The organism is Promicromonospora noduliphila (genome assembly GCF_056951025.1).
The window spans coordinates 3,900,734-3,925,537 of record NZ_CM167806.1 but is presented as its reverse complement, the minus strand read 5'-3'; the positions used below and the strand labels follow the sequence as shown (position 1 = coordinate 3,925,537).

20 protein-coding genes and 1 riboswitch are annotated in these 24,804 nt (G+C 72.5%); of the genes, 11 read left to right on the top strand and 9 right to left on the bottom strand.

Going from position 1 to position 24,804, the window contains the following annotated elements:
• Window positions 1-69 precede the first annotated feature (69 nt).
• A complete protein-coding gene (locus tag AC0QU1_RS17255; RefSeq protein WP_483570991.1) occupies window positions 70-219 on the bottom strand; it encodes a hypothetical protein in 150 nt (49 codons plus the stop codon).
• 274 nt (window positions 220-493) lie between these two features.
• On the opposite strand from AC0QU1_RS17255, the gene AC0QU1_RS17250 reads away from it, so the two are divergent.
• From AC0QU1_RS17250 to AC0QU1_RS17225, 6 genes are all read left to right on the top strand, one after another.
• On the top strand, window positions 494-1,468 hold the full coding sequence (locus AC0QU1_RS17250; RefSeq protein WP_483570989.1) for an ABC transporter permease: 975 nt from the start codon (window positions 494-496) through the stop codon (window positions 1,466-1,468).
• A 15-nt stretch (window positions 1,469-1,483) separates the two neighbouring features.
• The gene (locus AC0QU1_RS17245; protein ID WP_483570987.1) at window positions 1,484-2,422 is read left to right on the top strand and encodes a carbohydrate ABC transporter permease; all 939 of its coding nucleotides are present in this window, start codon (window positions 1,484-1,486) and stop codon (window positions 2,420-2,422) included.
• An 82-nt stretch (window positions 2,423-2,504) separates the two neighbouring features.
• Window positions 2,505-4,061 carry a DUF3502 domain-containing protein gene (locus AC0QU1_RS17240; protein WP_483570985.1) on the top strand — a complete coding sequence of 519 codons (1,557 nt, stop codon included), beginning with the start codon at window positions 2,505-2,507 and terminating at the stop codon, window positions 4,059-4,061.
• A 94-nt stretch (window positions 4,062-4,155) separates the two neighbouring features.
• Window positions 4,156-4,821 (top strand): YesL family protein, encoded by a 666-nt coding sequence (locus AC0QU1_RS17235; RefSeq protein WP_483570984.1) that lies wholly within the window; start codon window positions 4,156-4,158, stop codon window positions 4,819-4,821.
• Window positions 4,818-7,583: a beta-galactosidase gene (locus AC0QU1_RS17230; RefSeq protein WP_483570983.1), complete on the top strand. Its 2,766-nt coding sequence runs from the start codon at window positions 4,818-4,820 to the stop codon at window positions 7,581-7,583. Before AC0QU1_RS17235 ends, AC0QU1_RS17230 begins: the two co-directional genes overlap by 4 nt.
• Before the next feature lie 16 nt (window positions 7,584-7,599).
• Window positions 7,600-8,832, top strand: a complete 1,233-nt coding sequence (locus tag AC0QU1_RS17225) for an ROK family transcriptional regulator (RefSeq protein ID WP_483570981.1) — start codon at window positions 7,600-7,602, stop codon at window positions 8,830-8,832.
• A gap of 241 nt (window positions 8,833-9,073) precedes the next feature.
• Here AC0QU1_RS17225 and AC0QU1_RS17220 read toward each other — a convergent pair whose 3' ends face one another.
• Both AC0QU1_RS17220 and AC0QU1_RS17215 read right to left on the bottom strand, forming a co-directional pair.
• Entirely contained in the window at window positions 9,074-10,069 is a 996-nt protein-coding gene (locus AC0QU1_RS17220) for a DUF1349 domain-containing protein (RefSeq protein ID WP_483570979.1), read from the bottom strand.
• A complete protein-coding gene (locus AC0QU1_RS17215; protein ID WP_483570977.1) occupies window positions 9,951-11,519 on the bottom strand; it encodes a family 43 glycosylhydrolase in 1,569 nt (522 codons plus the stop codon). Before AC0QU1_RS17215 ends, AC0QU1_RS17220 begins: the two co-directional genes overlap by 119 nt.
• 214 nt (window positions 11,520-11,733) lie before the next feature.
• Between AC0QU1_RS17215 and AC0QU1_RS17210 the strand changes: the two genes are divergently transcribed.
• The 3 genes from AC0QU1_RS17210 (at window position 11,734) to AC0QU1_RS17200 (ending at window position 16,127) form a co-directional block, all read left to right on the top strand.
• Complete coding sequence (locus AC0QU1_RS17210) at window positions 11,734-13,290, top strand: alkaline phosphatase D family protein (RefSeq protein ID WP_483570976.1); 1,557 nt, start codon at window positions 11,734-11,736, stop codon at window positions 13,288-13,290.
• 103 nt (window positions 13,291-13,393) lie between these two features.
• A complete protein-coding gene (locus tag AC0QU1_RS17205; protein WP_483570975.1) occupies window positions 13,394-15,406 on the top strand; it encodes a serine/threonine-protein kinase in 2,013 nt (670 codons plus the stop codon).
• A gap of 226 nt (window positions 15,407-15,632) precedes the next feature.
• Window positions 15,633-16,127, top strand: a complete 495-nt coding sequence (locus AC0QU1_RS17200; RefSeq protein ID WP_483570973.1) for a YbaK/EbsC family protein — start codon at window positions 15,633-15,635, stop codon at window positions 16,125-16,127.
• 131 nt (window positions 16,128-16,258) lie between these two features.
• On the opposite strand, the gene AC0QU1_RS17195 is transcribed toward AC0QU1_RS17200, so the two are convergent.
• A complete protein-coding gene (locus AC0QU1_RS17195) occupies window positions 16,259-17,152 on the bottom strand; it encodes an SMP-30/gluconolactonase/LRE family protein (protein WP_483570971.1) in 894 nt (297 codons plus the stop codon).
• Window positions 17,153-17,369: 217 nt separating this feature from the next.
• Between AC0QU1_RS17195 and AC0QU1_RS17190 the strand changes: the two genes are divergently transcribed.
• Complete coding sequence (locus AC0QU1_RS17190; protein WP_483570970.1) at window positions 17,370-18,224, top strand: SDR family NAD(P)-dependent oxidoreductase; 855 nt, start codon at window positions 17,370-17,372, stop codon at window positions 18,222-18,224.
• The gene (locus tag AC0QU1_RS17185) at window positions 18,221-19,033 is read left to right on the top strand and encodes a helix-turn-helix transcriptional regulator (RefSeq protein WP_483570968.1); all 813 of its coding nucleotides are present in this window, start codon (window positions 18,221-18,223) and stop codon (window positions 19,031-19,033) included. The genes AC0QU1_RS17190 and AC0QU1_RS17185 overlap by 4 nt, the downstream gene beginning before the upstream one ends.
• Here the strand turns inward: AC0QU1_RS17185 and AC0QU1_RS17180 are convergent.
• The 5 genes from AC0QU1_RS17180 to AC0QU1_RS17160 form a co-directional block, all read right to left on the bottom strand.
• Window positions 19,017-19,802: a cysteine hydrolase family protein gene (locus AC0QU1_RS17180; protein ID WP_483570966.1), complete on the bottom strand. Its 786-nt coding sequence runs from the start codon at window positions 19,800-19,802 to the stop codon at window positions 19,017-19,019. The genes AC0QU1_RS17185 and AC0QU1_RS17180 overlap by 17 nt on opposite strands.
• Window positions 19,799-21,223 carry a purine-cytosine permease family protein gene (locus AC0QU1_RS17175; protein WP_483570965.1) on the bottom strand — a complete coding sequence of 475 codons (1,425 nt, stop codon included), beginning with the start codon at window positions 21,221-21,223 and terminating at the stop codon, window positions 19,799-19,801. Before AC0QU1_RS17175 ends, AC0QU1_RS17180 begins: the two co-directional genes overlap by 4 nt.
• Before the next feature lie 141 nt (window positions 21,224-21,364).
• Window positions 21,365-22,198, bottom strand: a complete 834-nt coding sequence (locus AC0QU1_RS17170) for a C40 family peptidase (protein ID WP_483570963.1) — start codon at window positions 22,196-22,198, stop codon at window positions 21,365-21,367.
• Between the two features lies 1 nt (window position 22,199).
• A riboswitch (cyclic di-AMP (ydaO/yuaA leader) is annotated at window positions 22,200-22,370 on the bottom strand.
• A 317-nt stretch (window positions 22,371-22,687) separates the two neighbouring features.
• On the bottom strand, window positions 22,688-24,028 hold the full coding sequence (locus tag AC0QU1_RS17165; RefSeq protein WP_483570962.1) for an FAD-binding oxidoreductase: 1,341 nt from the start codon (window positions 24,026-24,028) through the stop codon (window positions 22,688-22,690).
• A gap of 174 nt (window positions 24,029-24,202) precedes the next feature.
• On the bottom strand, window positions 24,203-24,790 hold the full coding sequence (locus AC0QU1_RS17160; protein WP_483570960.1) for a hypothetical protein: 588 nt from the start codon (window positions 24,788-24,790) through the stop codon (window positions 24,203-24,205).
• Window positions 24,791-24,804: the final 14 nt, after the last annotated feature.

Sequence of the window (24,804 nt, the reverse complement as noted above, 5' to 3'; positions counted from 1 at the left end):
TCGGTGGCGGTGTGCGGTGCCGACCGTCTCCGCCCGGACGGCCGGCACCGCTCCTGGAGCCCGTGGAAGCTACACCCGGCTACGGCGGGCGAGCCCGAGGATGAGGCTGACCACCAGCACGGCCACGCCGATCCAGATGAGGAACTGACCGATCTCGGTCGCCACTCCCAGGATCACCAGGGCCACACCGACGATGATGAGGATGAGCCAGGTCGGCATCTCCAACCTCCTTGGTCGGGGCGACACGGTGTGTGTCGCCGCTATTCCGACATTCCTTCCACTCCGGTTCACTCGCACCTCCTGGACGTCTAGCCCGGGCTCCGGCGACGTCTAGCCCGGAGCTCCGGCGGGCGGCGTTAACGCTAACATCGTGACCGTTTCGTGACTCCAGGCCCCTTGCGCGGATTTCATCGATGGTTAGATTTAGCCGCGAGACAACCTGGGCGCCAGCAACGAGGCTCGGCGCCTGACCGCAGAGAGGCGGTGGCTTGCCGTGGTCGTGCAGGCGAGCGTCGAGCGGCACGAGGTCGTGCCGTCCGTGCCCACCGAGCGTCGGAACTCGCTGCTGAGAAGGATCAGCCGCAACAGGACCCTGCTCCTCATGTGCCTTCCGGCGATCGTGTTCTTCCTCGTCTTCAGCTACGCGCCGCTGCCAGGGGTCTGGATCGCGTTCACGAACTTCAACTACCGGGACGGGATCTTCGGCAGTCCCTTCGTGGGCCTGCGGAACTTCGAGTTCCTCATCCAGTCCGGGCAGCTCTGGCTGCTCACCAAGAACACCATCCTCTACAACGTGGCGTTCATCGTCCTGGGAAACATCCTTCAGGTGGCGCTCGCCGTCATGCTGAACGAGATCAGGTCCAAGTACTTCAAGAAGATCAGCCAGGCCGCGATGTTCCTGCCGTACTTCATCTCGGTGGTCCTGGTGGGCGTCATCGCGTTCAACCTGCTGAACTACGACACCGGCGTGGTCAACTCGCTGATCGAGCAGACCGGCGGGGACCCGATCAAGATCTACAGCATGGCCGGCCTCTGGCCGATCATCATCATTCTCTTCCATCTCTGGCAGAGCACCGGCTACGGGTCCATCGTCTACTTCGCCGCGATCATGGGCATCGACAACTCGCTGTTCGAGGCGGCCGCCATCGACGGGGCATCGGCCTGGCAGCGCATCCGCTACATCATTCTGCCGAGCCTCAAGCCGACCTTCATCATCCTCTTCCTGTTCGCGCTGGGCGGGATCATGGCGGGCAACTTCGGCCTGTTCTGGAACCTGGTCGGGAACAATGCGGCGCTCTTCGAGACGACCGACATCATCGAGACGTCGGTCTACCGGATGATCATCTCCCAGAACAACTTCACGTCGTCCACGGCGGTGGGGCTGTACCAGTCCCTCTTCGGCTTCGCCCTGGTCATGACGTGCAACTACGTCGTGCGAAGGATCAACGAGGACTATGCGCTGTTCTGACCGGGAGGGTACGAGATGACCGCCGTCGTCGCGACGAAGCGACCGCCCAAGGCGCCCAAGGCGCGCAAGGTGAAGGTCGGCAGGGACGACCTCGTGCTGCGCGGGATCTCCTACCTCGGCGTCACGCTGTTCGCCGCCTTCTGCGCGCTGCCCTTCGTCTTCATCGTCTCCGCGTCGCTGTCCAGCGAGTCAGCGATCATGCGGGACGGGTTCGGGCTGCTGCCCAAGGAGTTCACGTTCGCCGCCTACGAGTACATCTTCCAGGCGCCCCAGCAGATCATCGGCTCCTACGTCGTGACGATCACCATGACGGTCACGGGCACGGCGCTCGGGCTGTTCATCATCGCCATGACCGGATATGCGCTGCAGCGCAAGGACTTCCCGTTCCGGAACGGCATCTCGTTCTTCATCTACTTCACCACGCTCTTCTCGGCGGGTCTCGCGCCCACCTTCATCTGGGTCTCGCGCTATCTCGAGCTGCGCGGGAGCTATCTGGCGGTCTTTCTCCAGCTCCTGATGACCCCGTGGCTCATCATCCTGATGAAGAACTTCGTGCGGTCGGTGCCGTACGAGATCGTCGAGTCCGGAAAGGTGGACGGCGCCGGCGACTTCCGGATCTTTCTCCAGCTCGTGCTGCCGATGATGAAGCCCGCGCTCGCCACGATCGGTCTTTTCCTGGCGCTGGGCTACTGGAACGAGTGGTACCTGTCCTCTCTGTACCTGGGCAGCACCGTGGAGTTCAAACCGCTCCAGTACCACCTGTACAACATCATCAACACCGCCAACGCGCTGCGGAACTCGGTGGCCGGGTCGAACGTGAGCATCACCGACCTCCCGAGCAACACCCTCAAGATGGCCAGCGCCGTCGTGGCGACGGGGCCGATCGTGCTGGTCTACCCGTTCGTCCAGAAGTACTTCGTCAGCGGCATCACGGTGGGGGCGGTGAAGGGCTGACGGTCGCCCGGCCCCGGGCGGAAGAACCCGCCTCCACGCACCAACGGAACAAAGAACCACACGAAACAAGGGAGTCTCAACGATGAGAAGATCTCTCGCCAGGACCGGGGCCGCGGCCCTCGCACTGGCCATGAGCATGACGGCCCTGGTGGGCTGCGGCCAGGGCGGTGAGGAGTCGGGGGAGCCGACCGAGATCACGATGCTCGTGCTCGGCGACAAGCCCACCAACGGCCGCCTCGAGGCGATGCTGGAGCAGCTCAACGAGAAGCTGGCGGCGGAGGCGAACGCCACCCTTGACCTGTTCTACGTGGAGTGGGCCGACTGGCAGACCCAGTACAACGTCCAGCTCCTCTCCGGCGACGACAACGTCGACCTCATCACCACCGCGACGGACTGGCTCTTCGCCTGGGAGAACGCCGAGAAGGGCGCCTTCCTGCCGCTGTCGGAGGAGATGCTCCAGGAGCACGCGCCAAGGACCTGGGAGCAGGTCGACGCCGACGGGCACTGGGACCTGACGAAGCTGGACGACGGGCAGATCTACTTCATCCCGGAGGACAACTTCACGCAGTGGACCAACCACGGGTTCTTCTACCGCGGCGACTGGGCCACGGAGGCGGGCTTCGAGGACGGCACGATCACGCGGTTCGAGGACTTCACCACCTACTTCGAGTGGGTCAAGGAGAACAAGCCGGACGCCTACCCGTGGGATATCGCCGGCGCCAACGACGCCGCGCTGACCGGGTACCTCCAGGGGCACACCGACGGCCAGACCCTCCAGCAGATCTCGGCGGGCATCTACTTCCCGTTCCAGACCACCGAGTCGGACCCCTACACGGTGACCTCCTGGTACATGGAGGGCGACGAGCTCCTGGAGGCGGCGGAGCTGGCGAAGGAGTGGAACGAGATCGGCGTCTGGCGCGAGGACGCGCTGAACTACGACGGCGACACGCGCGAGCAGTTCTACGCGGGCCTGTCCGGAGCGGACCAGCACCACACGCAGACGTTCGTCGGCACGATCGTCGACAACATGACCAAGAAGCAGCCCGGGTCCGACCCGAGGTTCTTCTACTGGGGCCAGGAGAACGGGAACTTCTTCCGGGACATCCTCACGCACGGTGCCATGGCCGTGAGCGCCACCTCGCAGAACCCCGAGAAGGCGCTCGAGGTCTACGACATCGTGCGGAACGACGAGGAGGCCTACAAGCTGCTCAACTTCGGCATCGAGGGCACCGACTACGTCATGACGGACGACGGCGAGCTCGGCTACCCCGACGGGTACGACTCGTCCACCGACGCCCTCGGCGCGAACTTCTGGGCCGGCCGCATGGACGAGTTCGAGCCGGACCGGGTCACGGACGCGCCGAACAAGCAGGAGATCTACGACGAGCTCGACGCGGTGGCCAAGGACTACGAGTACTCGACGCTCGTGGTGAACAAGGACACCATCGACCCGACGCTGGCGGCCATGGGCGGTGTGCTCTCCGAGTACATCCCGCAGCTCCAGTACGGCAAGTTCGACGACCCGGCCGCCGCCATCGACGAGATGCGGCAGAAGCTGGCGGACGCGGGGTACGAGGACGCCAGGGCCTCGATCCAGTCCGACCTCGACGCCTGGGCGGCCGAGCGCGGCCTGAACTAGTTCCAGTTCGGCTTGTGGTGCCGTGCGGGCCCGTGCGCAACGCCGGGCCCGCACGGCCCGCCTGAGCGAGACAACCCGAGAGACAAGGCGACCCGTGAGCAGCATCTTCGACGCGGACTCACCGCTCCAGCGGTTCCTGACCAAGGTCGCGGACCTGATGATCCTCAACCTCGTGTTCGTGGTGACGTCGCTCCCGGTGGTCACGCTGGGGGCATCGCTGACCGCCCTCAGCTACGTGGCGATGAAGCTCGTGACGAACGACTCCGAGTCGGTCACGGGCGACTACCTCCGGTCGTTCCGCGCGAACTTCCGGCAGGGCACCCTGCTGGGGCTGGCCGTGGCGTCCCTGGCGGCGGTGCTCGTGGCCTGGTACGTCGCCCTGGAGATCCTGGACGTCCCCGCCGTCGTCGAGCTGCTGCTGCAGGCGGTCTGCTACCTGGTCGGCTTCCGGGTGGTGCTGGCCGCGCTGTACGCGTTCCCCTACCTGGCGAAGTTCGAGGGCACCCTGCAGCAGGTGCTGCGCAACGCGCGCCTGATGTCGCTCCGGCACCTGTTCGCATCGCTGACCGTGCTCGCGGTCACGGGGCTGCCCGTGGTCGTCACGGTCTTCTACCCGGCGGCGACGGCGTACGGCCTGCTCTGGCTCCTCATCGGCTTCGCGGGGACGGCGTTCGTGAACGCGTTCGTGTTCACCGGCGTCTTCGGCAGGTACATCGCACCCCAGACGAACGCTCCCGTAGAAAGCGCAGGTACACCTTGACCGGGACCACCACGACCGCCGTCACCCTCGGCCCCTCGGGGCTCGTGCTCGACGGCGGCGAGCAGGTGCGCCTGTGCGCCTCCCTGTTCTACTTCCGCATCCCGCGCGAGTCGTGGGCCGCCCGCCTTGAGGCCGTGCGGGCGTCGGGCTACGACCTCGTCGACGTCTACGTCCCGTGGAACTTCCACGAGATCGCCCCCGGCCGGTGGGACTTCGCCGGAAGGCGCGACGTCGCGGCGTTCCTCGACCTCGCGCACGCCGCGGGTCTCGGGGTGATCGCCCGCCCGGGCCCGTACATCTGCTCGGAGTGGGACGGCGGCGCCCTGCCCGCCTGGCTCACCCTCGAAGAAGGGCTGCGGCTCCGGCAGAACGAGCCCCGCTACCTCGCCCATGTGCAGGCCTGGTTCGACCGGATCATGCCGCTGCTCGCCGCGCGCGAGCACGGCCGCGGCGGCGCCGTCGTCGCCGTGCAGCTAGAGAACGAGCTCGACTTCTTCGACTGCGCCGACCGCGCCGGGTACGTCGGCCGGCTCCGCGACCTCGCCCTGGCGCACGGGGTGAGCGTGCCGCTCGTGGCGTGCGCGGGGCAGGGCGACCTGACCGGCGCAACGGGCGACGTCGACGGCGTGGCGCCCGCCGCCAACTTCTACCCGGACGACCGCTCGGCCTTCGTCGAGCCGGAGGTGCGCCGGTACACCGACCTCGTCGCCGAGCGCGGCCTGCCGCTGCTCGTCACCGAGACGAACCGGTCGCACGCCACGCTCCGGCGGCTGGTCGCGAGCGGGGCCAAGGTCGCCGCGCCGTACCTCCAGGCCTCCGGGTACGACTTCGGCTGGACGCCGTCGGTCGGCAACTGGGGCGACCCCGGCGGCTTCATGGCGCACGACTACGACTTCGGCGGCTACCTCGACCCGGTCGGCGCGGCCCGCCCCGAGCACGCGGAGGCGCGCGTCCTGTCCGCGGTCCTGCGGACGCTCGGCCCGGCGCTCGCCCGCGCCTCTACCGAGCCGGCGCCCGGTGCGTACGTCGCGGACGTCGCCACGAGCGCGTCGCCCTCGCGGCTCCTGCTCGACGGCGGCGGCTCGCTGCTCGCGGTCCCGAACCTCAGCGGGGAGCCGGGGAGGGTCACCTTGCCTGCGCCTGCTCCGATGTCTGTGGCCGGGGACGGCGACGGCGACTGGGCCGCGCTTGGGGACGCCGCCGGGGTCGCGCCTGTGGACAGCGGCGGACCCGCGGCCGGGGACGGAGACCCTTCTGCCCAGGTGACGCTCCCGGTGCCCCCGGCGTCGTGCCTCCTCGTCCTGCGCGACCTGCCCCTGCGGTCCTACGGGCTGCCCGGCACGCTCCGCCTCGCCACGGCCGACCTGGTCGGCGCCGGGCCGGACGGCCTCGTGCTGTCGGCCCGGGCCGCCAGCGCGCTCGTCCTCGAAGCGTCCGGTTCCGGGCACCCGGCGGCGGAGTACGGCGGATCAAGCCGTGCAGGGGAGCCCGCCGGAGCACGCCCCGCCCCGCCGTCGGCCGCCGCCGTCGCCGCCGCCGAGCTCGCCGCACCCGCCCCCGGCTCCCCGGTCCGGGCGACGCTCGCGGCGGGGGACGCGGTGTGGGACGTCCTCGTGCTGCACCCCGACGACGTCGGTGCCCCACCCACCGCGCCGTCGGACAGTGCCCAACCCGTTGTGGTCGAGACGGCGGTTCGTCTCGACCTCGGCACCCGGACGGGCGCCACGACCAGGCACGAGCTGCCGCCGTCGTCGGAGGAGTGCGGCGTCTACCGCGGCCGCACGCACTACCGTGCCGACGTCGAAGGGCTGACCGAGCTGCTGCTGGAAGGCGCCGCGGACATCGTGGACCTGACCCTCGACGACGACGTCCGGCCCACCCTCGCGTGGTTCGGCGCTACGGCCCTGGTGCCGGTCGCGGGAGCCCGCCGGCTCGAGGCCACCGTCGAGACCTGGGGCCACTCCAACTTCGACGACGTGCGGCTGCCGGCTCTGCGGATGGGATCACTACGTGGGCTCGGGCGGGTGTGGTCCGTCGTCGGGCGGACCGAGGTGTCGGCGCTGTGGGAGGTGACGGGCGAGGGCACCTGGTCCGGCGGCGCCGCGCCCCTGCGCATGCTGGCGGGCTGGAGCAGCACGCGGGCCGGCAGCCTCGTCACCTACCGGCGCGCCCTGCCCGTGGACGGTCGGTCGCACCACGCGCTGCGCCTCGACGGGGTGGCGGGCCCGGTGAGCGTGGTCGTCGACGGCGTCGCGCACGTCGTCACGCAGGAGGAGCCGTGGGTGCACCTTGCGCCCGGCCAGGGCGCTGACGTCGCCGTCACCGTGCCCCACCGCCCCGGGGCCCGGCTGCGCGCCGAGCTGCTCCGGCTGGAGCCGGTGCGCGGCTGGGACGTCGAGCCGCAGCCCGACGAGGCCCTCCTGGCGCTCGCGGCCACCGCCGCGCCGGGCGAGCGGGTGAACCTTCCGCTGGACCTGGCCCCCGGCGACGAGCACTGGTTCGACGCCGAGGTTCCAGCGGGCGGGCTCTCCCTGCGGTTCGAGGGGCGGCAGGTGCGCGTCAGCGCCTTCGCGGGCGGCGAGCTGCTCGGCCGCGTCTGGCTCGACGACCCGGCCCGTCCGCGGTTCACCGGTGGTGACGGCGGCCGGCTCTGGCTGCCGGCCGGGTGGAATACTGGGACCGTCCGGTTCCTGGTCCGTGCGACGCGAGGTGGTCAGTCCCCGCTGCTGGGCCACGTGCGAGCCGCCACGGTCCAGGAATGAACGGTCGGGAGTGAACATGGCTGTCCCCAGGAGGACGTCGCGCGACATCCGCAGCGAGTCCCGGCTGGACGTCCTGCACGCCGTGCTCGCCGCCGGGGAGACCACGCGGAACGAGATCGCCGGGTCGACGGGACTCAGCGCGGCGACGGTGGCCACCGTCGTGGGTGAGCTCCTCACCGAGGGCATTGTCGCCGAGACCAAGCTGACCGCCGGCCGGGTCGGCAGGCCCACCGCCACGCTCACGATGAACGCCGCCCGCGGGCGGGTGGTCGGCGTCGACGTGGCAGAGACCTACGTGCGCGCCGTCCTGTTCGACACCGCGCTCAACCAGGTCGCGTCCGTCGAGGAGACGCGGGACGAGCACGTGCTCGACCCGGCGAGCGTCGTCGAGGCGATCGGCCGGGCCCTCGACAAGGTCGTCGAGCAGGGCGGCGGCACGCGCGCCGACGTGCTCGGCGTCGGCGTCGCCCTGCCCGGGCTGGTCCAGGGGGCGTCGGGCGTCTCGGTGGTCGTGCCGCACTGGAACTGGCACAAGGTCGAGCTGGAGCACCTGCGCGAGCGCGTGGGCCTGCCGCTCATCGTCGACAACCCGCTCAAGGTCATCGCGACCGCCGAGCTGTGGCTCGGCCGCGGCCGGTACTGCTCCAGCATGGTCACCATCAACCTCGGCACCGGCGTCGGCGCGGGGATCGTGCTCGAAGGCCGGGTACTGCGCGGCGCCACCAACTCCGCGGGGGAGTGGGGCCACTCGCTCCTCGTCCTCGACGGCCGGGAGTGCCGCTGCGGGCGCCGCGGCTGCGTCGAGGCCTACGTCGGCGCGCCCGGCATCCAGCAGACCCTCCGCGAGATCGAGCCCGGCCACCCGCTGGCCGACCTCACCATGCAGCGCGACTTCATCAGCGCGCTCGCCGAGGCCGCCGAACGGTCCGACGCCGACCCCGCCGTCCAGCGGACCATCGAGCGCACCGCCTACTACCTCGGGTCGGCGCTCGCGGACCTCGTGGCGGTCGTCAACCCCGAGCTGGTCACGCTCACCGGCTGGACCACGTGGGCGCTCGGCGAGCACCTGCTGCCGGCGACCCGCGCCCGGCTGGTCGACCAGGTACCCGGCCGGTCCGCCGACGACGTGCGCGTCGAGGTGTCGACGGTCCGCAGCAACTCGGTGGCGACGGGCGTGGCGACGATCGCGCTGGAGCGGTTCCTGACCGACGTCGGCCTCCTGACGACGCGGATCCCGATAGCCCTCTGACGGGCGGCCGGGCCCTGTGCGGCCCCGCGTAACACCCGCCTCGTGGTGACCTGACCAAGGGCTCGAGTTCGGTCCCTTGCCCCGCCAGATCGCTGAGGTCGGTCGGTTGCCCCGAGATCGGTCCATCGATGGACCGATCTCGGGGCAACCGACCGAATTGGCCGCGCCTACCGAGCAAACGACCGAACTGGCCGCCGCCCATCACAGCAGCCGGCCGACCTCAAGCGCCCGGCAGAGGGGTCTAGCCCAGCTCGCGCAGCACCACGTCGTCGAACAGCGCCGTCACCGCGGGGGACGCGCCGCCGCCCGCGTAGATGCCGACCGCCGGGTCCGTGTCGGCAGGGAGCGTCCAGGTGGCGCCGAACCGCCACGTGCGGCCGTCGCGCGAGCTGGCCGCCTGGTACCGGTGCTCACCCGTGGCCGGGTCGAGCGTGTGGAACAGGCGCAGGTGCATCGTGTCGGCGACCGGCCCGGAGACGTGGCCGCCGAACCAGGTGCGGCCGTCGGCCGTGAGCTCCTTGCCGAACTCCACCTGGCGGGTCTGCCAGATCGAGACCGTCCCGAGCCGCAGGAAGTCGTCGTCGCCCGCGTGCACCAGCAGGCCTGCCTGCTGGTAGTTGCGCACGGTGTCCTGGCCGAGGGGCAGCGTGAGGGTGGTCTCCAGCACGTAGTCACCCTCCGGTGCGTCGCGCAGCAGCGCCGGCGCGTCGTTGGCGCCGCCCACCAGGTCGTGGCCGGTCAGCGGCCACGACAGCGCGCCGTCGGCCACCCGGACCTCCGCGGGCGAGTGCAGCCAGCGCCAGCCCGGGTCCAGTGCGCCGTCGAACTCCTCGGCGAACGTGACGCCGCCCGCCTGCGGCTCGGCCACGCGCCGGGTCACCGGGTCGTGCGCCGTCACGACGGTCAGGTTGTCGAGCTGCGCCTCCGCGCCGTCGGCCGCGAGGTACACGGGAGCCCGGCGGGGCAGCGGGCCGCGCGGCTCGAACCGCACCTCGGCGTCCACGTCGCCCAGGCCGCTCGACGACAGCCGGGCGGTCAGCACACCGCCGGCCGCCTCGACGGTCAGCACGTGCCACGAGGTCAGGTCGGCGTTCGCAGGCAGCACCGCCCGCCGCTGCCTACGCCCCTGCTCGACGACGAGCTCGCGCGCCTCGGCATCCAGCCGCACCGACACCGCGGCCGGGCCGGTGCCGCCCACCGTCGCCGTGAACGACCCGTCGTCGTCGGGCAGCCGCACGTCCGCCTCGAGACGCACGTCGCGCGGCGCGGGCGCGGTCCGTACGACGGCGGCGCCGCGCCGGTCCGGGACCAGCCGCGCGACCGCCCCCGCATCGCCCGAGCCGTCGGAGCCCCGGGCGAGCGTGCCGGTCACGCGCCGCAGCCCGGACCCCGAGGCCGGGTCGCCGCTCACGATGCCCAGCTCGCTCGCCGCCGCCGGCGCGGGCTGCGCTCCCTCGCTCGGGCCCGCGCCCGCGTTGACCACGGGCCACCCGTCGATCCAGTCCAGCCGGTCCATCAGGGTGGGCCGCCGGTTCACGCCGCCCGGCTCGCTGAGCCACGCGTCGTCCCGGTCGATGCCGTGGTAGAGCATCCAGTCCTGCCCGGAGGCGTCCGTGAGCACCGCGTGGTGCCCCACCCCCATTCCACCGGTTGCCGTTCTGCGCCACCACCTGCGTGCCGCCCACGCGCGACTCGTTCAGGCCGACGCCCTCGTGGTCGGTGAACGGGCCCAGCGGCGACCGCGACCGCCCCGCGTACACGCTGTACCCGGTCACGGGGCCGGCGCAGCAGTTGGCCGACGAGCCCATGAAGTAGTACCAGCCGTCGCGCTTGACCACGAACGCGCCCTCGTACCGGTCGCCCACGGTCACCCGCGTGGGCTCACCCACCGCGCGCGTGCCGGTCTCGTCCAGCCGCGTGACCCAGATGCCGCCGTTGAAGCCGCCGAAGTAGAGGTAGCGCGAGCCGTCGTCGTCGGTGAACAGCGCCGGGTCGATGGTGTTGAGGTACCCGCCGCCGGGCGCGGGGCGCGGGTCGAGGACCGGCCCGCCCGAGTCGGTCCACGGCCCGGTGGGCGTGGGCGCCGTGGCCACGCCGATCGTGTAGTCCCACGGGTCCGGGTTCGCCGCGGTGTCGGTGACCGTGTAGTACATGACGTACCGGCCGTCGACGTAGCGGATGTCGGGCGCCCAGAAGAACGAGGCGCTCGCGGCCCAGGCCGGCCGGTTCTCGTCGTCGAAGATGGTGTCCACGTACTCCCACGACGCGAGGTCGCGCGACCGGGCCACGTGCATGTTCCCGAACGGCCCGCCCTCGACGAGCGGGTCACTCGTGGCGTACAGGTACCACCAGCCGTCCTTGCCGCGGATCACCGCGGGGTCGGCGTAGGTGTCGGCGAACGGTTCGGTGATCGGGTTGCGGTACGTGGTGCCGGACGGCGGTGCGGCCGCGGCGCCGCTCTCGTCCCGCGAGGCGCTCGCCGTGCCGTCGTGGTCCGGCACAGTGCCGGCCGCGCCGTCGTCGTCCGACGCAGTGCTGGCAGCTCCGCCGTCGTCCGACGAAACGCTCGTGGTGCCGCGGGACGTCGCGGGGTCCGCGAGCGCCGCCGCGCCGGGCACGATCGGGGCGGCGAGCGCCAGCGCGAGCGCGGCGGCGAACAGGGTGCGCGGTGGAACGTGACGCGTCATTGCGCCCTCCTTGGGGTGGGGCCTTGCCTGAGTGGGTCTGGGCCGGAGCGGGTCGGTGCGGAGGCCTGCACCGGAGGGTAAACGTTGCACCAGATTCCTGTCTACCCGGTGCACACACCCGGCCGGGAGCGCGGCGGCCCTCGCCACCGCCACTTCACCCGCGCTTCGGAGCGCGGCCACCCGGCTGTCTCCTGGCCGGACTAGAAACGGACATATGACCCCTGAGCCCGAGCTCGACCGCCGTACCCTGCTGGGCGCCACCGGAGTGGTCGCCGCCGGACTGCTGCTGCCGGCCGCGCCGTCCTTCGCCGCGCGGGCCTCCGCCGCGCCTGCCTTTGTCAAGGCAGCCCGCCCCGTGCTGACCCACGGCGTACAGCTCGGCGACCCGCGCGCCGACGGCGCCGTGGTATGGACGCGCGCCGACCGGCCGTCGCGGATGTTCGTCGAGATCTCCCGCGACCCCGGCTTCCGGCACGCGGTGCGGATCCCTGGCCCGCTGCTGACGCCGGAGACGGACGGCACCGGCGAGCTGCGCCTGACCGGCCTGCCCGCGGGCCAGGAGGTGCACTACCGCGTCGTCGCGCAGGACCTGGAGGGCCGGGCCGACAGCGCGGCGCTGACCGGGCGCTTCCGCACCGTGCCGCGGGACCGCGACGACGTGCGGTTCGTCTGGTCGGGCGACGTCGTCGGTCAGGGCTGGGGCATCAACCCCGACATCGGTGGCATGACGATCTACGACGCGATGGCCGCGCGCAACCCCGACTTCTTTCTGCACAGCGGCGACACCGTGTACGCGGACGGCCCCCTCCAGGAGTCGGTGACGCTGCCCGACGGCCGGGTGTGGCGCAACCTCGTCACCCCGGAGAAGTCCAAGGTGGCCGAGACGCTGGCCGAGTACCGCGGGCAGTTCGCCTACAACCTGCTCGACGAGAACGTCCGGCGGTTCGCCGCGCAGGTCCCTCAGCTCGTGCAGTGGGACGACCACGAGGTCACGAACAACTGGTACCCGGGCGAGATCCTGGACGACGACCGCTACACAGAGCAGCGCGCCGACGTCCTGGCCGCGCGGGGGTTCCGGGCGTTCCACGAGTGGCAGCCGGTGCGCCGGCAGGACGCCGTCGACGGCCGCGTGTACCGCAAGGTGTCCCATGGCCCGCTGCTCGACGTCTTCGTGATCGACATGCGCAGCTACCGCGACCCGAACTCGACCGGCACCACGCCGGAGCGGATCCTCGGCGCGCGCCAGGCGCGCTGGCTGGTCGAGTCGCTGGACCGTTCCCGCGCGACGTGGAAGGTCGTCGCCTCGGACATGCCCGTCGGCATCGTGGTGCCGGACGGCGACAGGATCGAGGCCGTCGCCAACGGTCTGCCCGGCGTGCCGAACGGCCGCGAGGCGGAGCTCGCGTGGGTGCTGCAGGAGCTCAAGCGGCGCCGGGTGCGCAACACGGTCTGGCTCACCGCCGACGTGCACTACTCCGCGGCGATCCACTACTCGCCCGAGCGGGCCGCGTTCGAGGGCTTCGACCCGTTCTGGGAGTTCGTCTCCGGACCGCTGCACGCCGGCGCGTTCGGCCCGAACGCGCTCGACCCGACGTTCGGGCCGCAGCAGGCGTTCGTCAGCTCCCCGCCGCGCGCCAACACCTCGCCGCTGGAGGGCTTCCAGCACTTCGGCGAGGTCAACATCGACGGCGCGACCGGACAGCTCCGCGTCGACCTGCGTGACCAGGCCGGCCGGTCGCTCTGGGCGACCACGCTCGACCCGCGGCGCTGACCCGTCCGCGGGCCTCGCCCACTGACGCTGCGTCAGGACAAAAGGTGCAATACCATCGCTCGCGGACGAGCCGGGACCGGATGGTGCGAGGGGCGAGCGACTGGTGGGCAGGGTCAGCGCAGGCGACGAGATCGCCGGCCGCTACCGGCTGGTGCAGCAGCTCGGCTCCGGCGGTCAGGGCGAGGTCTGGGAGGCCACGAGCCTCACCGTGAGCACCCTGCGGGTCGCGCTCAAGCGGGTGCGCCACGAGGACGACGGCGCGCGGCGCGCCCTGGAGGAGGCGGAGAAGCTCGCGCGGGTGCGGCACACGCACGTGGTGGCGGTGCACGACGTCGTCGCCGACGGTGACGATCACTGGATCGTCATGGGGTACGTGGCGGGCGAGCCGCTGGGCCGGCTCGGGCGGATCACCGTCGAGGAGGCCGCCACCTACGGTGCGCAGGTCGCCGACGGGCTGGCCGCCGTCCACGCGCAGGACCTGCTGCACCGCGACGTCACGCCGTCGAACGTGCTGGTGGCGGACGGCGTGGCCACGCTGATCGACTTCGGTATCGCACACAGCGTGGCGGACGCGGCCACGATGACCAGCGGGGCCCGGGTCACCGGCACGCCCGGGTACCTGGCGCCCGAGATGCTCGTCCCGGACACCCAGTACCGCCGTCCCGCGGACGTGTTCGGGCTCGGTGCCACGTTGTACCGGGCACTGGAGGGCACCACGCCGTTCGGGGAGGGCAGCGATGCGCAGCTCTTCGCCCGGACCGAGCGCGACGACGTCCGCCCGCCACGCCGCGCGGGCGCGATGGCGGGCGTGCTGCTGCGCATGCTCGACAAGAACCCGCGCCAGCGGCCGGAGCTCGAGGCCGTGCGCGACGAGCTGCGGAGCATCGCGGCGGGGAACGGGCCGTTCCGTCCCCCACGTGGGCCGGGCCGACGGCGGGCGCGGGCGCTGGTCACCGCGGCCTGCGTGGCCGTGCTCGTCGTCGCCGGGGCGCTGTACTCGTGGAACGCGTTCGGGCCCGGTGCGGGCGGACCGGAGCAGGCGGCTGGCGCCGAGGCCGGCGCGACCGGCCCCAGCCGGGCCGGCACCGAGGCGGGGCCGAAGGCGAGGCCGCAGAGCAAGCCGGTGGTCGCGGCTCCGGAGGAGACCCGGCCCGAGCCCACGCCGACGCCGACGCCCGCTGGGAGCGCCGGCGGGTCGGACGGCGGCGGGTCGGACGGCGGCGGGTCGTACGGCGGTGGCGGGCGGGAGCCGGCCGTGGCCGCGGCGCCGATCCGGTTCCCGGACAAGTCGCCCGACGCCGCCCGCGAGGCGTCCTGGGACCCCTGCAAGCTGCTGGGCGGCGGGGCGCTCGACCGGTTCGGCACCCCGCGGACCGACAGCGACCGCGACGTCTTCCAGATGTGCACCGTGACGGTCTCGGACGGTTCGCGGCTCAGCGAGGTGGAGCTCACGATGTTCACCGACGAGGACCCGGACGGCAGCGGCGCGGACCGGGGTGGCGGCGTGACGCTCTACTCGTCCGACGGCGACGGGGAGTGCTCCCGTGATGTCGTCTTCGGCGCGGGCGACCGGTACACGCTGTCGTTCGAGGCGAGCTCGGTGGAGGGCTCCGGCGCCGACCTGTGCGGGATGGCCGGGTCCGTGGCGGACCGGGCGGTCGCCCTGGTCAGGGCGGACGACCTCCCGGTGCGGACGGCGCTCCCACTGCCGGGCTCGGTCATCGCGGCCGGCACGTGCGACCTGCCCTCGGACGACGCCCTGCGCACGGCCCTCGACATCGACGACCTGGTGAGCCCGCAGCGCGAGTTCGCCGAGTGGGACTGCAACTGGGACGGCGACGAGGGCCGCTACCTGCGGATCCTGTTCCAGCGGGACGAGGGGTACGCGCCGGGGGAGAGCACGGAGCTCTCGCTGTCCGGGTACCCGGCCTACGAGCGCGGCGACGCCTGGGGAGACGGGTGCCTGGTCGACGTCGTCGCCCGGGAGGGGGCCAGCCCCGAGGGCGACGGGCCCGTGAGCGAGCTGCTGCGGGTGCACCTCACGGGGGAGAGCGACCAGGACACGCTGTGCGAGGCGGCGGTGACGGTGGCGCGGTCGGCTGCGGCGGCGTTGTAGACCGGGTGCCGTGGACCGCGCTGTTGTCGGGCGTGGTGTTGTCGAGCGTGCTGTTGTCGGGCGTGCTCAGGACCAACGTCCCCGGCGCCCGTACCCGGTCGGTTCCTCGAAGTCCGCTTCCAGCACGCGATTGGGCCTGTTTCTCGCGCGTTCTCCAGGCCTCATCGCGTGGTGGAAGCGGACTAATACGTTCCGACGAACGTCAGCCGTTGCCTAGGATCGTCGGATGTCGAACCACGTCCCCGCACCGACCCATCCCGCCGTCGAGAAGGTCACCGCCGCACTCGCCGAGGCCGGCGTCGCCGCCCAGGTCCGCTGGCTGGACGACGCCGCGACGACGGCCGCGCTGGCCGCCGAGCATCTCGGCATCGCCGTGGGCCAGATCGCGAACTCGCTCGTCTTCCTGTTCGACGGCGAGCCCACGCTCGTCCTGACCTCCGGTGCCCACCGCGTGGACACCGCCTGGCTGGGGGAGCGGGTGGGAGCGTCCATCACCCGGGCGTCGAAGGAGCAGGTCAAGGAGGCGACGGGCCAGGTCATCGGGGGCGTCGCGCCCGTAGGACACCCGGCGCCGGTGCCCACCTACGTCGATACGGCGCTCGCCGCGCACGCCGAGGTCTGGGCTGCAGCAGGCCACGCCAAGACCGTGTTCCCGACCACGTTCGACGAGCTGGTCCGGATCACGGGCGGGACGCCGACGGCGGTGGCGCCGGAGGGCTGAGCTGTTCTCGGTGGGTCGGCCGCCGAGCGCCGGTGGGTCAGCCGCCGAGCGCGACGGCTCCCAGCGCGAACACCGGCGCCACCAGGACGCCGCACCAGAAGCTCGGCGCCACGTCCCATCGGCCCCAGCTCCTAGCGGAGTCCGGTCGCGCTGAGCCGGATCGAGAGCAGCAGGTTCGTGGCCGTGACGAACAGGGTGTTCCGCTTCGGCCCGCCGAACGTCAGGTTCGAGCACACCTCGGGCAGCAGGAGCTTGCCGAGCAGCGTCCCGTCGGGGTCCAGGCAGTGCAGGCCGTCGTGGGCGGCGGCCCAGAGGCGGCCGGCGTCGTCGACCCGCACGCCGTCGAAGGCGCCGGCGTCGCAGGTGGCGAGCACCTCGCCGCCGGTGAGGGTCGCGTCCGGGCCGACGTCGAAGCGGCGGAGGTGGCCGCGCTCGCTGTCGGTGATGTAGAGCGTGCGCTCGTCGGCGGAGAAGGCCAGGCCGTTGGGGGCGGCGAAGTCGTCGGCGACGCGGGTGACCGAACCGTCGGGGTCCCAGCGGTAGACGTGGCAGCCGTCGGTCTCGGGGACGGCGTGGTAGCCCTCGTAGTCGCTCTGGATGCCGTAGCTCGGGTCGGTGAACCACACGCTGCCGTCGCTGCGCTCGACCAGGTCGTTGGGGCTGTTGAAGCGTCTGCCCTGCCAGCGGTCGGCGAGCACGGTGACGGTGCCGTCCGGCTCCGTGCGGGTCACTGACCGCGTGCCGTGCTCGCACTGGAGCATGCGGCCGGCGCGGTCGACGGTGCGGCCGTTGGCGTGGCCGCCGGGGCTGCGCCAGACGCCGACGCCGCCGGTCGCCTCGTCCCAGGCGAGGACCCGGTCGTTCGGGATGTCGCTGAACAACAGGGTGCGCCAGGCCGGCGAGTAGGCGGGTCCTTCGAGCCAGCTCCCCTCGTCGAAGAGCACCTCGGCGAAGGTGTCCCCGCGCACCGGGGCGAACCGCTCGTCGTGGTGCTCCCAGCGCGCGCGGATCCTGGTCACTGTCACGTCTGGCTCCTTCGGTCTGGTTGGCCGGTGGCGGGTCGGTTGTCCGTCGGCTGGGCGAGGACATCATCGCGCGTCTTGGCCCGTGCGGGTGCGCGGCCGGACCAGGGCGGCTGCGGGGGCGACGGAACCGCAACTTCCGTCCTCGTCCACGGGCTTTCCGGATGCCTAGGCTCCAGGGGTACTCGTAGAGCACGGGTCGTACCAGGGAGGAGCAACCATGCCGATGTCGCGCGTGTGGGTCGTGACGGGTGCCAGCTCGGGGTTCGGCGAGGCGATCGCCCGCGCCGCCCTCGACGGCGGTGACACCGTGGTCGGCACGTCGCGGTCGGCCGACCGGCTGCGCGCGCTCGCCGACGCCTACGGGGACCGCTTCGTCCCGCTCACCCTCGACGTGTCGCGGTCGGCGTCCTTCGACGCGGCCGACGCGCTGGTGCGGGACGTGGTCGCCGCCAACGGGCGGATCGACGTGCTCGTGAACAACGCCGGCCGGACGCAGGTCGGCGCCCTGGAGGAGACCACGGAGGACGAGCTGCGGCAGCTCTTCGAGCTCCACTTCTTCGGCCCGGCCGCGCTGACCCGCGCCGTCCTGCCGTACTTCCGCCGCCAGGGTGGTGGCACGGTGGTGCAGATGTCGTCGGTGGGCGGCCAGGTGACGATGCCGGGGTTCGGGGTCTACTGCGCGACCAAGTTCGCGCTGGAGGGCCTCACCGAGACGCTGGTCGACGAGGTGCCCGGCGTGCGCTTCGTCGTGGTGGAGCCGGGCGCGTTCCGGACCGGACTCTTCGACCGGTCGGCGGCGCTCGTGTCCGCCGAGCTGCCGGAGTACGCCGAGACGGTGGGCCCCACCAGGCAGTATGTCGCCACCGGTGGTGGCACCCAGCCGGGCGACCCGGTGAAGGCGGCAGCGGCGATCCACGCCGTCGTCACCGGCGACGCGGCGCCGACGCGGCTGGTGCTCGGTGCCGACGCGCACGACGGGATCGCGGCGCGGCTGGAGCGGCTGGGCGCCGAGCTCGCGGAGTGGGCAGAGGTCTCGCGGTCGACGGACCTGGACCCGGTTGCGCGGCCGTGACCGGGCAAGCGCGGGTCCGGACGGCGGAGCACCCCGCCGGGCGGCTCGTGCACGCCGTCCTGCCCGCGCACGAGGCGGATGGATTTACCAGCGCGAGCGCCCCGTTCGCCGTCGGCGTCACGTTCACCGGGCATGCCGACGCCGTGGTGCGGCACGGCGACGAGCCGGCCCGGCTGCTGGACCTGCGGCCCGGGACGGTCGGCGTCAACGGCGCCCGGCCGCTGGCCTGGCTCCGTACCCGCGAGCCGACCGAGAGCGTGGAGATCGTCCCGAGCGCCGCCGCGCTCGCGAGTGCGGCGGCCGAGCACGAGATCTCGTGGGAGGCCCACGAGTCCTACCGCACCGTGGGGCACGACCCGGTCGTGTGGGCCGCGTCCGCGAGGGTGCGCCGGTCGCTGCTGACCGACGGCGTGACGGCCGAGGCCGCCGAGGAGCTGGTGAGCCTGGTGCTGGCGCACCTCGCGACGTCGGCCCACGGCGCCGGGCGCCGCGAGGTGCCCGGCGTGCTGGAGCGCGCCCGGGTGCTCGCGGTGACGGACCGGGTGCACGGCGCGCCCTTCGACCCGCACCCGCTCGCTGAGCTGGCGGCCCTCGTGCACCTCAGTCCGTACCACTTTCTGCGGGCCTTCGCGCGTGCCGTCGGCGTGACCCCGCACCAGTACGTGACGGCGGTCCGGGCCGAGCGGGTGCGCCGCCTGCTCGCGCACGACGGCGCGACCGTCGCGTCCGTGGCGGAGCAGGCGGGCGTCGACCCGCGGCAGCTCCGCCGGCTCCACCGGCACGCGCTGGGCGTCAGCCCTCGGGGCTGATGTTCCCTGGGCTGGTCTCCTCCGAGTCGAGGGGTGCTGGCGGGGCGAGGAGGTCGTCCACGGTCGTCACCTCGATCAGCGGCGCGTAGAGCCGCATGATCTCCAGGGCGCGCTCGTGGTTCTCGGCGGTCGAGCCCGCGCAGGCGTCGGCGACCACCAGCACCCGGCGGCCTGCGTCGGCCGCGGCGAGCGCCGTCGAGATCACGCAGCAGTCGGTGGCCACGCCCGCGAGCACCAGCTCGCCGGCCTCGCGCGTCGCGGCCTCCAGCTCCGGACCCCACTTGCCGAACGTCGTGCGCGTCACCACGGGCGCCCCGGCCTGCGCGACGTCGGCCAGGCCGGCGAGCTCGTACAGCGGGTCGTCCTGCGCCACGAGCGCGAACGGCCACTGGTCGAAGTAGGCGCGCCAGGCGCCGTCGGGCACGGTGGGGGCGATGTAGCGGGTGAGCACGGTGCGGCCGGCAAAAGCGGGGAGCAGGCGCCGGGTCCCGGCGAGCGCGGCCGGGTAGTCGGGCGACGCCCACGGGCTGGGCGGATGCGCGAAGACGTTCTGCATGTCGATCACCACCAGGGCGGCGTCCGGCCCCGGCGGCACGACGGCGGTCTCCGCTCCGTCGCTGGTCTTCGCCGCGTCGCCGGTCTCCGCTCCGTCGCTGGTCTCCGCCGCGTCGCCGGTCTCCGCTCCGTCGCTGGTCTCCGCCGAGCCGCCGGCCTCCGCTCGGCCGCTGGTCTCCGCCGCCTGGCCCGTCCCTGCTCCGCCGCCGGTCATCGCGCCTCCTGGCGGCGTACGGCGCCGGCGCTCAGCAGGAGCGTGCCGGCGAACCCGATGACCAGGGAGACGAGCACGCCGAGGTTGGCGCCCGCCCAGTCGCCGTCGGCTCCGCCGAGCGGGCCAAGGAGGTAGCCCTGCCACTGCAGCCACGGCGCGTAGGTGTTGGTCACCAGCCCCCAGCCGACGGCGGTGCCGGCCAGGACCAGCAGCACGGCGCTCCAGCTCACGGACCCGTACCGGCCGGAGGCGGAGTACAGGTCGGCGTCGGTGTAGTCGCGGCGGCGCAGCAGGATGTCGGCCAGCAGGACGCCGCACCACGCGGCGACCGGCACGCCCAGCGTGATGAGGAAGCCCTGGAAGGGGCCGATGAACGAGTCGGCGACGAACACCACGTAGACCGCGCCGAGGATCATGAGCGCGCCGTCGATGGCGGCGGCGAGCCAGCGCGGCGCGGGCAGCCCGAGGGACAGCAGGGCGAGCCCCGAGGAGTAGATGTCGAGGGCGGCGCCGCCGATCAGCCCCGCCAGGGCCACCACCACGAACGGGATGAGGAACCAGGTGGGCAGGATGGTGGACAGGGCGCCGATCGGGTCGGCGCCGATCGCCTCGTTCAGCACGGGATCGGAGCCAGCGAGCAGCAGACCGAACACGAGCAGGACCACGGGGGCCAGCGAGGCGCCGAAGGTGGTCCAGCCGACGATCCGCGGGCCCGAGGCGGTCCGGGGGAGGTAGCGCGAGTAGTCGGCGGCCATGTTGACCCAGCCCAGGCCGAACCCGGTCATCATGAACACGAGCCCGCCGATCACCTGCGGCCCGCCGCCCGCAGGGATCGCGGCGACCGTCCCCCAGTCGACGTGGTCGGCCACCAGGACGATGTAGACGAGGGTGAGCACCGCCGTCAGCACCGTTATCACCACCTGCAGCCGCATCACCAGGCCGAACCCGAAGACGCCCGCCGCCACGACGATGCCCGCCACGACCACGAGGGCGACGACCTTGGTCGCCGTGCCGCCGCCCCAGCCGAGGGCGCCGAGCACCGTGGAGGTCGCGAGCGTGGCCAGCGCCACGAGCACCGTCTCCCAGCCCACGGTGAGGACCCACGACAGCAGCGACGGCAGCCGGTTGCCCTGGACGCCGAAGGCGGCCCTGGACAGCACCATGGTGGGCGCCGAGCCGCGCCTGCCCGCCAGCGAGATGAACCCGCAGAACAGGAACGACACCACGATGCCGACGATCCCGACCACCACGGCCTGCCAGAACGACACCCCGAACCCGAGCAGGTAGGAGCCGTAGCCCAGCCCGAGCACCGAGACGTTGGCCGCGAACCACGGCCAGAACAGCTCGCGCGGCGACCCGCGGCGCTCGCTCTCGTCGATGGTGTTCAGGGCATTGGTCTCGATGCTCGTGGCTGAGCTCATACGGGTGATCCTGCCACTCGCCACTGACACGGGGATGAGAGGTGCGCCACGTTCGTCCCTGACCACAGTCAGGTCCGGGGGGACGGCAAAGGGCCCGCACCGGATGGTGCGGGCCCTTCGGTCTCAGCGGGGCCGGCGGACTCAGCCGACGCGGATGAACGTCGGGCTGGACTGCCAGATCGAGGTGTAGCGGACGGTCTCGCCGGGGACCGGGGCCTCGACCTGCATGCCGTCGCCCGCGTAGATGGCGACGTGGCCGGGCGTCCAGATGAGGTCGCCGGGCTGTGCCTCGGCCGCGGAGACGACGGTGCCCGCGTAGCGCTGCTCCGCGGAGCTGTGCGGCAGGCTGATGCCGACCTGGGCGTACACGTACGAGGTGAACCCGGAGCAGTCGAACCCGGCGGGGGTCGAGCCGGCCCAGAGGTACGGCACGCCGAGGTACTGCATGGCGATGTCGACGATCGCCGAGCCGGAGGTAGCCGCAGGGGCGGCCTCCTCCACCGCGGGCTCCTCGGCGACGGCGGTGGCCGTGACCTCCTCCTCGGCGGGCTCGACGACCTCCTCGACGACCGGCTCGGGCTCGGGCTCCGGCTCGGGTGCCGGCGTCACCTTGATCGTCCCGGTCTCCAGGGTGAACTTGCTCTTGGCGGTGACCTTCACGGCCGGCGCCGTGTCCGCCTTCGCCGTGGTCAGCTTCGCGGTGGTCACCTCCCGTGCGGCGTCCTTCACCGCGTCGAGCGTCACGGCGTCGAGCTCCGCCGTCGTGGTGTCCGGCTCGGTCGCCGGGGCCGCGGCCGCCGGAGCGGCGCTGGCGGGCCCCGCGAGCAGGGAGACGATCAGTCCCGAGCCGGCCGCGACGACCGCGCTCCGGCGGGCCGTCGTGGAGATGCCGCGCGCGGCGGCGCGGGTGAACGGGGTCAGGGGCGTGATGGGTCTACGGGCAGCACGATGGCGCCCGGGCGTGCGAGTAGTCACGTTCGGCTTTCTCCCGACGCCTACGAGGTGAGCTGTCGGATTCGGATCGGAGAATGACCCGGCCGCGGTCCTAACCTGTGCGGCTTCACCCCAAGGACACCGATGGTGCCCACTTACCTGGTTCCCCCGTCCCTGCCATCTGGTCAGTGCAGATCTCGGGCGGTGGCAGGGCTCGGCGTCCGCCTCGAGTACCCACGGACTTTCCCGCGAGCGGGACCGACCGTAACCCGGAAGGGCCAGAAAGTCACAATCCCGTTACGGAGCGTGCTGTGGAGGGGCGCGGCTATTGACCGAATTATCCGGTCTGATATAAGGGCCCGCCGCAGCGTCGCGGTCGCCGAACCGCAACGACACGCCGGCCGGCTCGTCGTGTGCCGGCATGTCGTTGCGGTTCGGCGACCGGGAGCACGCGCAACCTGCGGTTCGGCGCCCGGCTCGGGCCCGCCCAGGCGCCCGGCTCGGGCCCGCCCAGGGCGCACCGGACCGGGTCTAGGCGGGCCGGACGTTGTGGTTGAGGCGGAACAGGTTGTCCGGGTCGTACTGCCGCTTGACCGCGGCCAGCCGCTCGTACGTCGGGGACGGATAGACGGCGGCGACGTCCTCCTCGGTGGCGGATGCGAGGAAGTTCGCGTAGGCGCCGTCGACGTGCGGGGCGAGCTTCGCCCAGATCGCTGCCAGCCGGGGGCGGGCGGCCTCGACGACGGGCTTCGGCCCGCCGGTGACGGTCGCGACCATCAGCTCCGCCGCGCGGTGCGCGTAGGCGGTGGCGTCGCCGGCCACCCGGGACACCGCCCCGCCGACGGCGCGGACGGAGATCAGCGGCGACCCCTGCGCCGTCCCGACCTCGGCGAGGGTCTTCAGCGCCTCCGGCACCGACTCGCGGCGCACGAAGCCGCTGTGGGCGAGCAGCTCGATGCCGGGCGGCGGGGCGGCGCCCTCGACGAGGACGTCCGCGTAGGGTTTCAGCGCGACGTCGTCGGCGACGACGGTGCCGAGCCGGCGGATCGGGTCGATCGCCCGCGCCGCGAGGCCGGCGTCGTCGCCGTCGAACGCGACGTGGATCTCCACGGGCGCGTCCGGGCCGCCCGCGAGCGGGTTGGCCAGGGTGGCGACCGAGGTGAGCTCCTCCGGGGCGGTGCGGAGGTGGTCGGCCCAGCCCTGGAGGACGGTCACCGCCTCCGACGCCGGGAAGGTCACCTTGCCGAAGAAGACCTCCGTCGTGGGGTGCGCGACGAACTCGAAGGCTGTCACGACGCCCAGGTTGCCGCCGCCACCGCGGACCGCCCAGAACAGCTCCGGGTGCTCGTCCGCGCTCGCGGTGACCACCCCGCCGTCGGCGGTGACGACCTCCGCCGCGACCAGGCTGTCCAGGGCCAGGCCGTACTTGCGCACCTTCCAGCCGATGCCGCCGCTCAGCGTCAGCCCGCCGACGCCGACGCTCTTCGTGTCACCGGAGGAGATCGCCAGGCCGTGCGGGGCCAGCGCGTTCGCCACCTTGCCCCAGGTGGCGCCGCCGCCGATCCGGACGAGGTGGCGGTCGCCGTCGACCACCTCGACGTCGGCGAGCTTGCTCAGGTCGATCACGACGCCGCCGTCGTTGGTGCCGAAGCCCGGGAAGCTGTGGCCGCCGCCGCGTACGGACAGCGCGAGCCCGGAGGCGGCGGCGAAGCTGACGGCGGCGCGCACGTCGCCGACGGTCGTGGGGCGCAGGACGTAGGCCGGGCTGCCCGCGACCAGGAGCGAGCGGCCGGCCGACTCGTACTCGGCCCCGCCCGGTTCGATGATGTCGCCGCCGAAGTCGCGGCGCAGGGTGTCGACTGCTGAGGTCATGACGTTCCTTCCACAGGGGGAGTGGCGCTCCACAGGGGGAGTGGCGCTGCGTGCCGCAGCGGACGAAGGCATGACTCCTCAGCCGCCGCCGATGTGACAGGGCAGTGTGTGATCCAGGCCACACCCTGGCCGTGGCGGATCAGCGCCGGCCGGCGGCGCCGACGGTTCGCGTGGTCAGGCGGGCTCGACCTTGTCCGCGTCCCTGGAATCGGCGCCCGCGTCCGAGGAGTCGGCCGTGGCCTGCCCGCCCTCGTCCGCGGGCCCGGCCTTCGCCTTCCCGCCGTTGTCCGCGCCGTCGCCCTTGTCCTCGTCCTGGAAGACGTCGGTCATACCGCCGACCGTCACCAGGAGCGTCGTGAACAGCGTCACCGCGGCGGCGACGATCCACAGCAGCCACTGCAGGAAGGGCAGCGCCTGAGCCAGCGCCCCGAGCTGGAACAGGCCCCCGGCCACGCCGCCACCGACCAGGACCACGAAGATGACCCCGATCAGCTTTCCCGCGTCCAGCTTGCGGCGCGCCCGCCGCCGCTTGCCGCCGGGCGGGACGGCCCGGCGCGCGGCATCGACGGCCAGGCGGTTCATCGCGTCCTCGAGGGCCGCCCTGCCCTCGCCGTCCGGCATGTCCTTGTGGATGGCCACCAGGCGCTGCAGCCGGCGCTCGCCGCCGGGCAGCACGCCCACGAACGAGGCGATCGCGGACAGGACGGCGCCCATCGTCGGGAGCGCCACGGACACGATCGACACGATCTCCGACGTCGTCACGGGCAGGAGCCTAG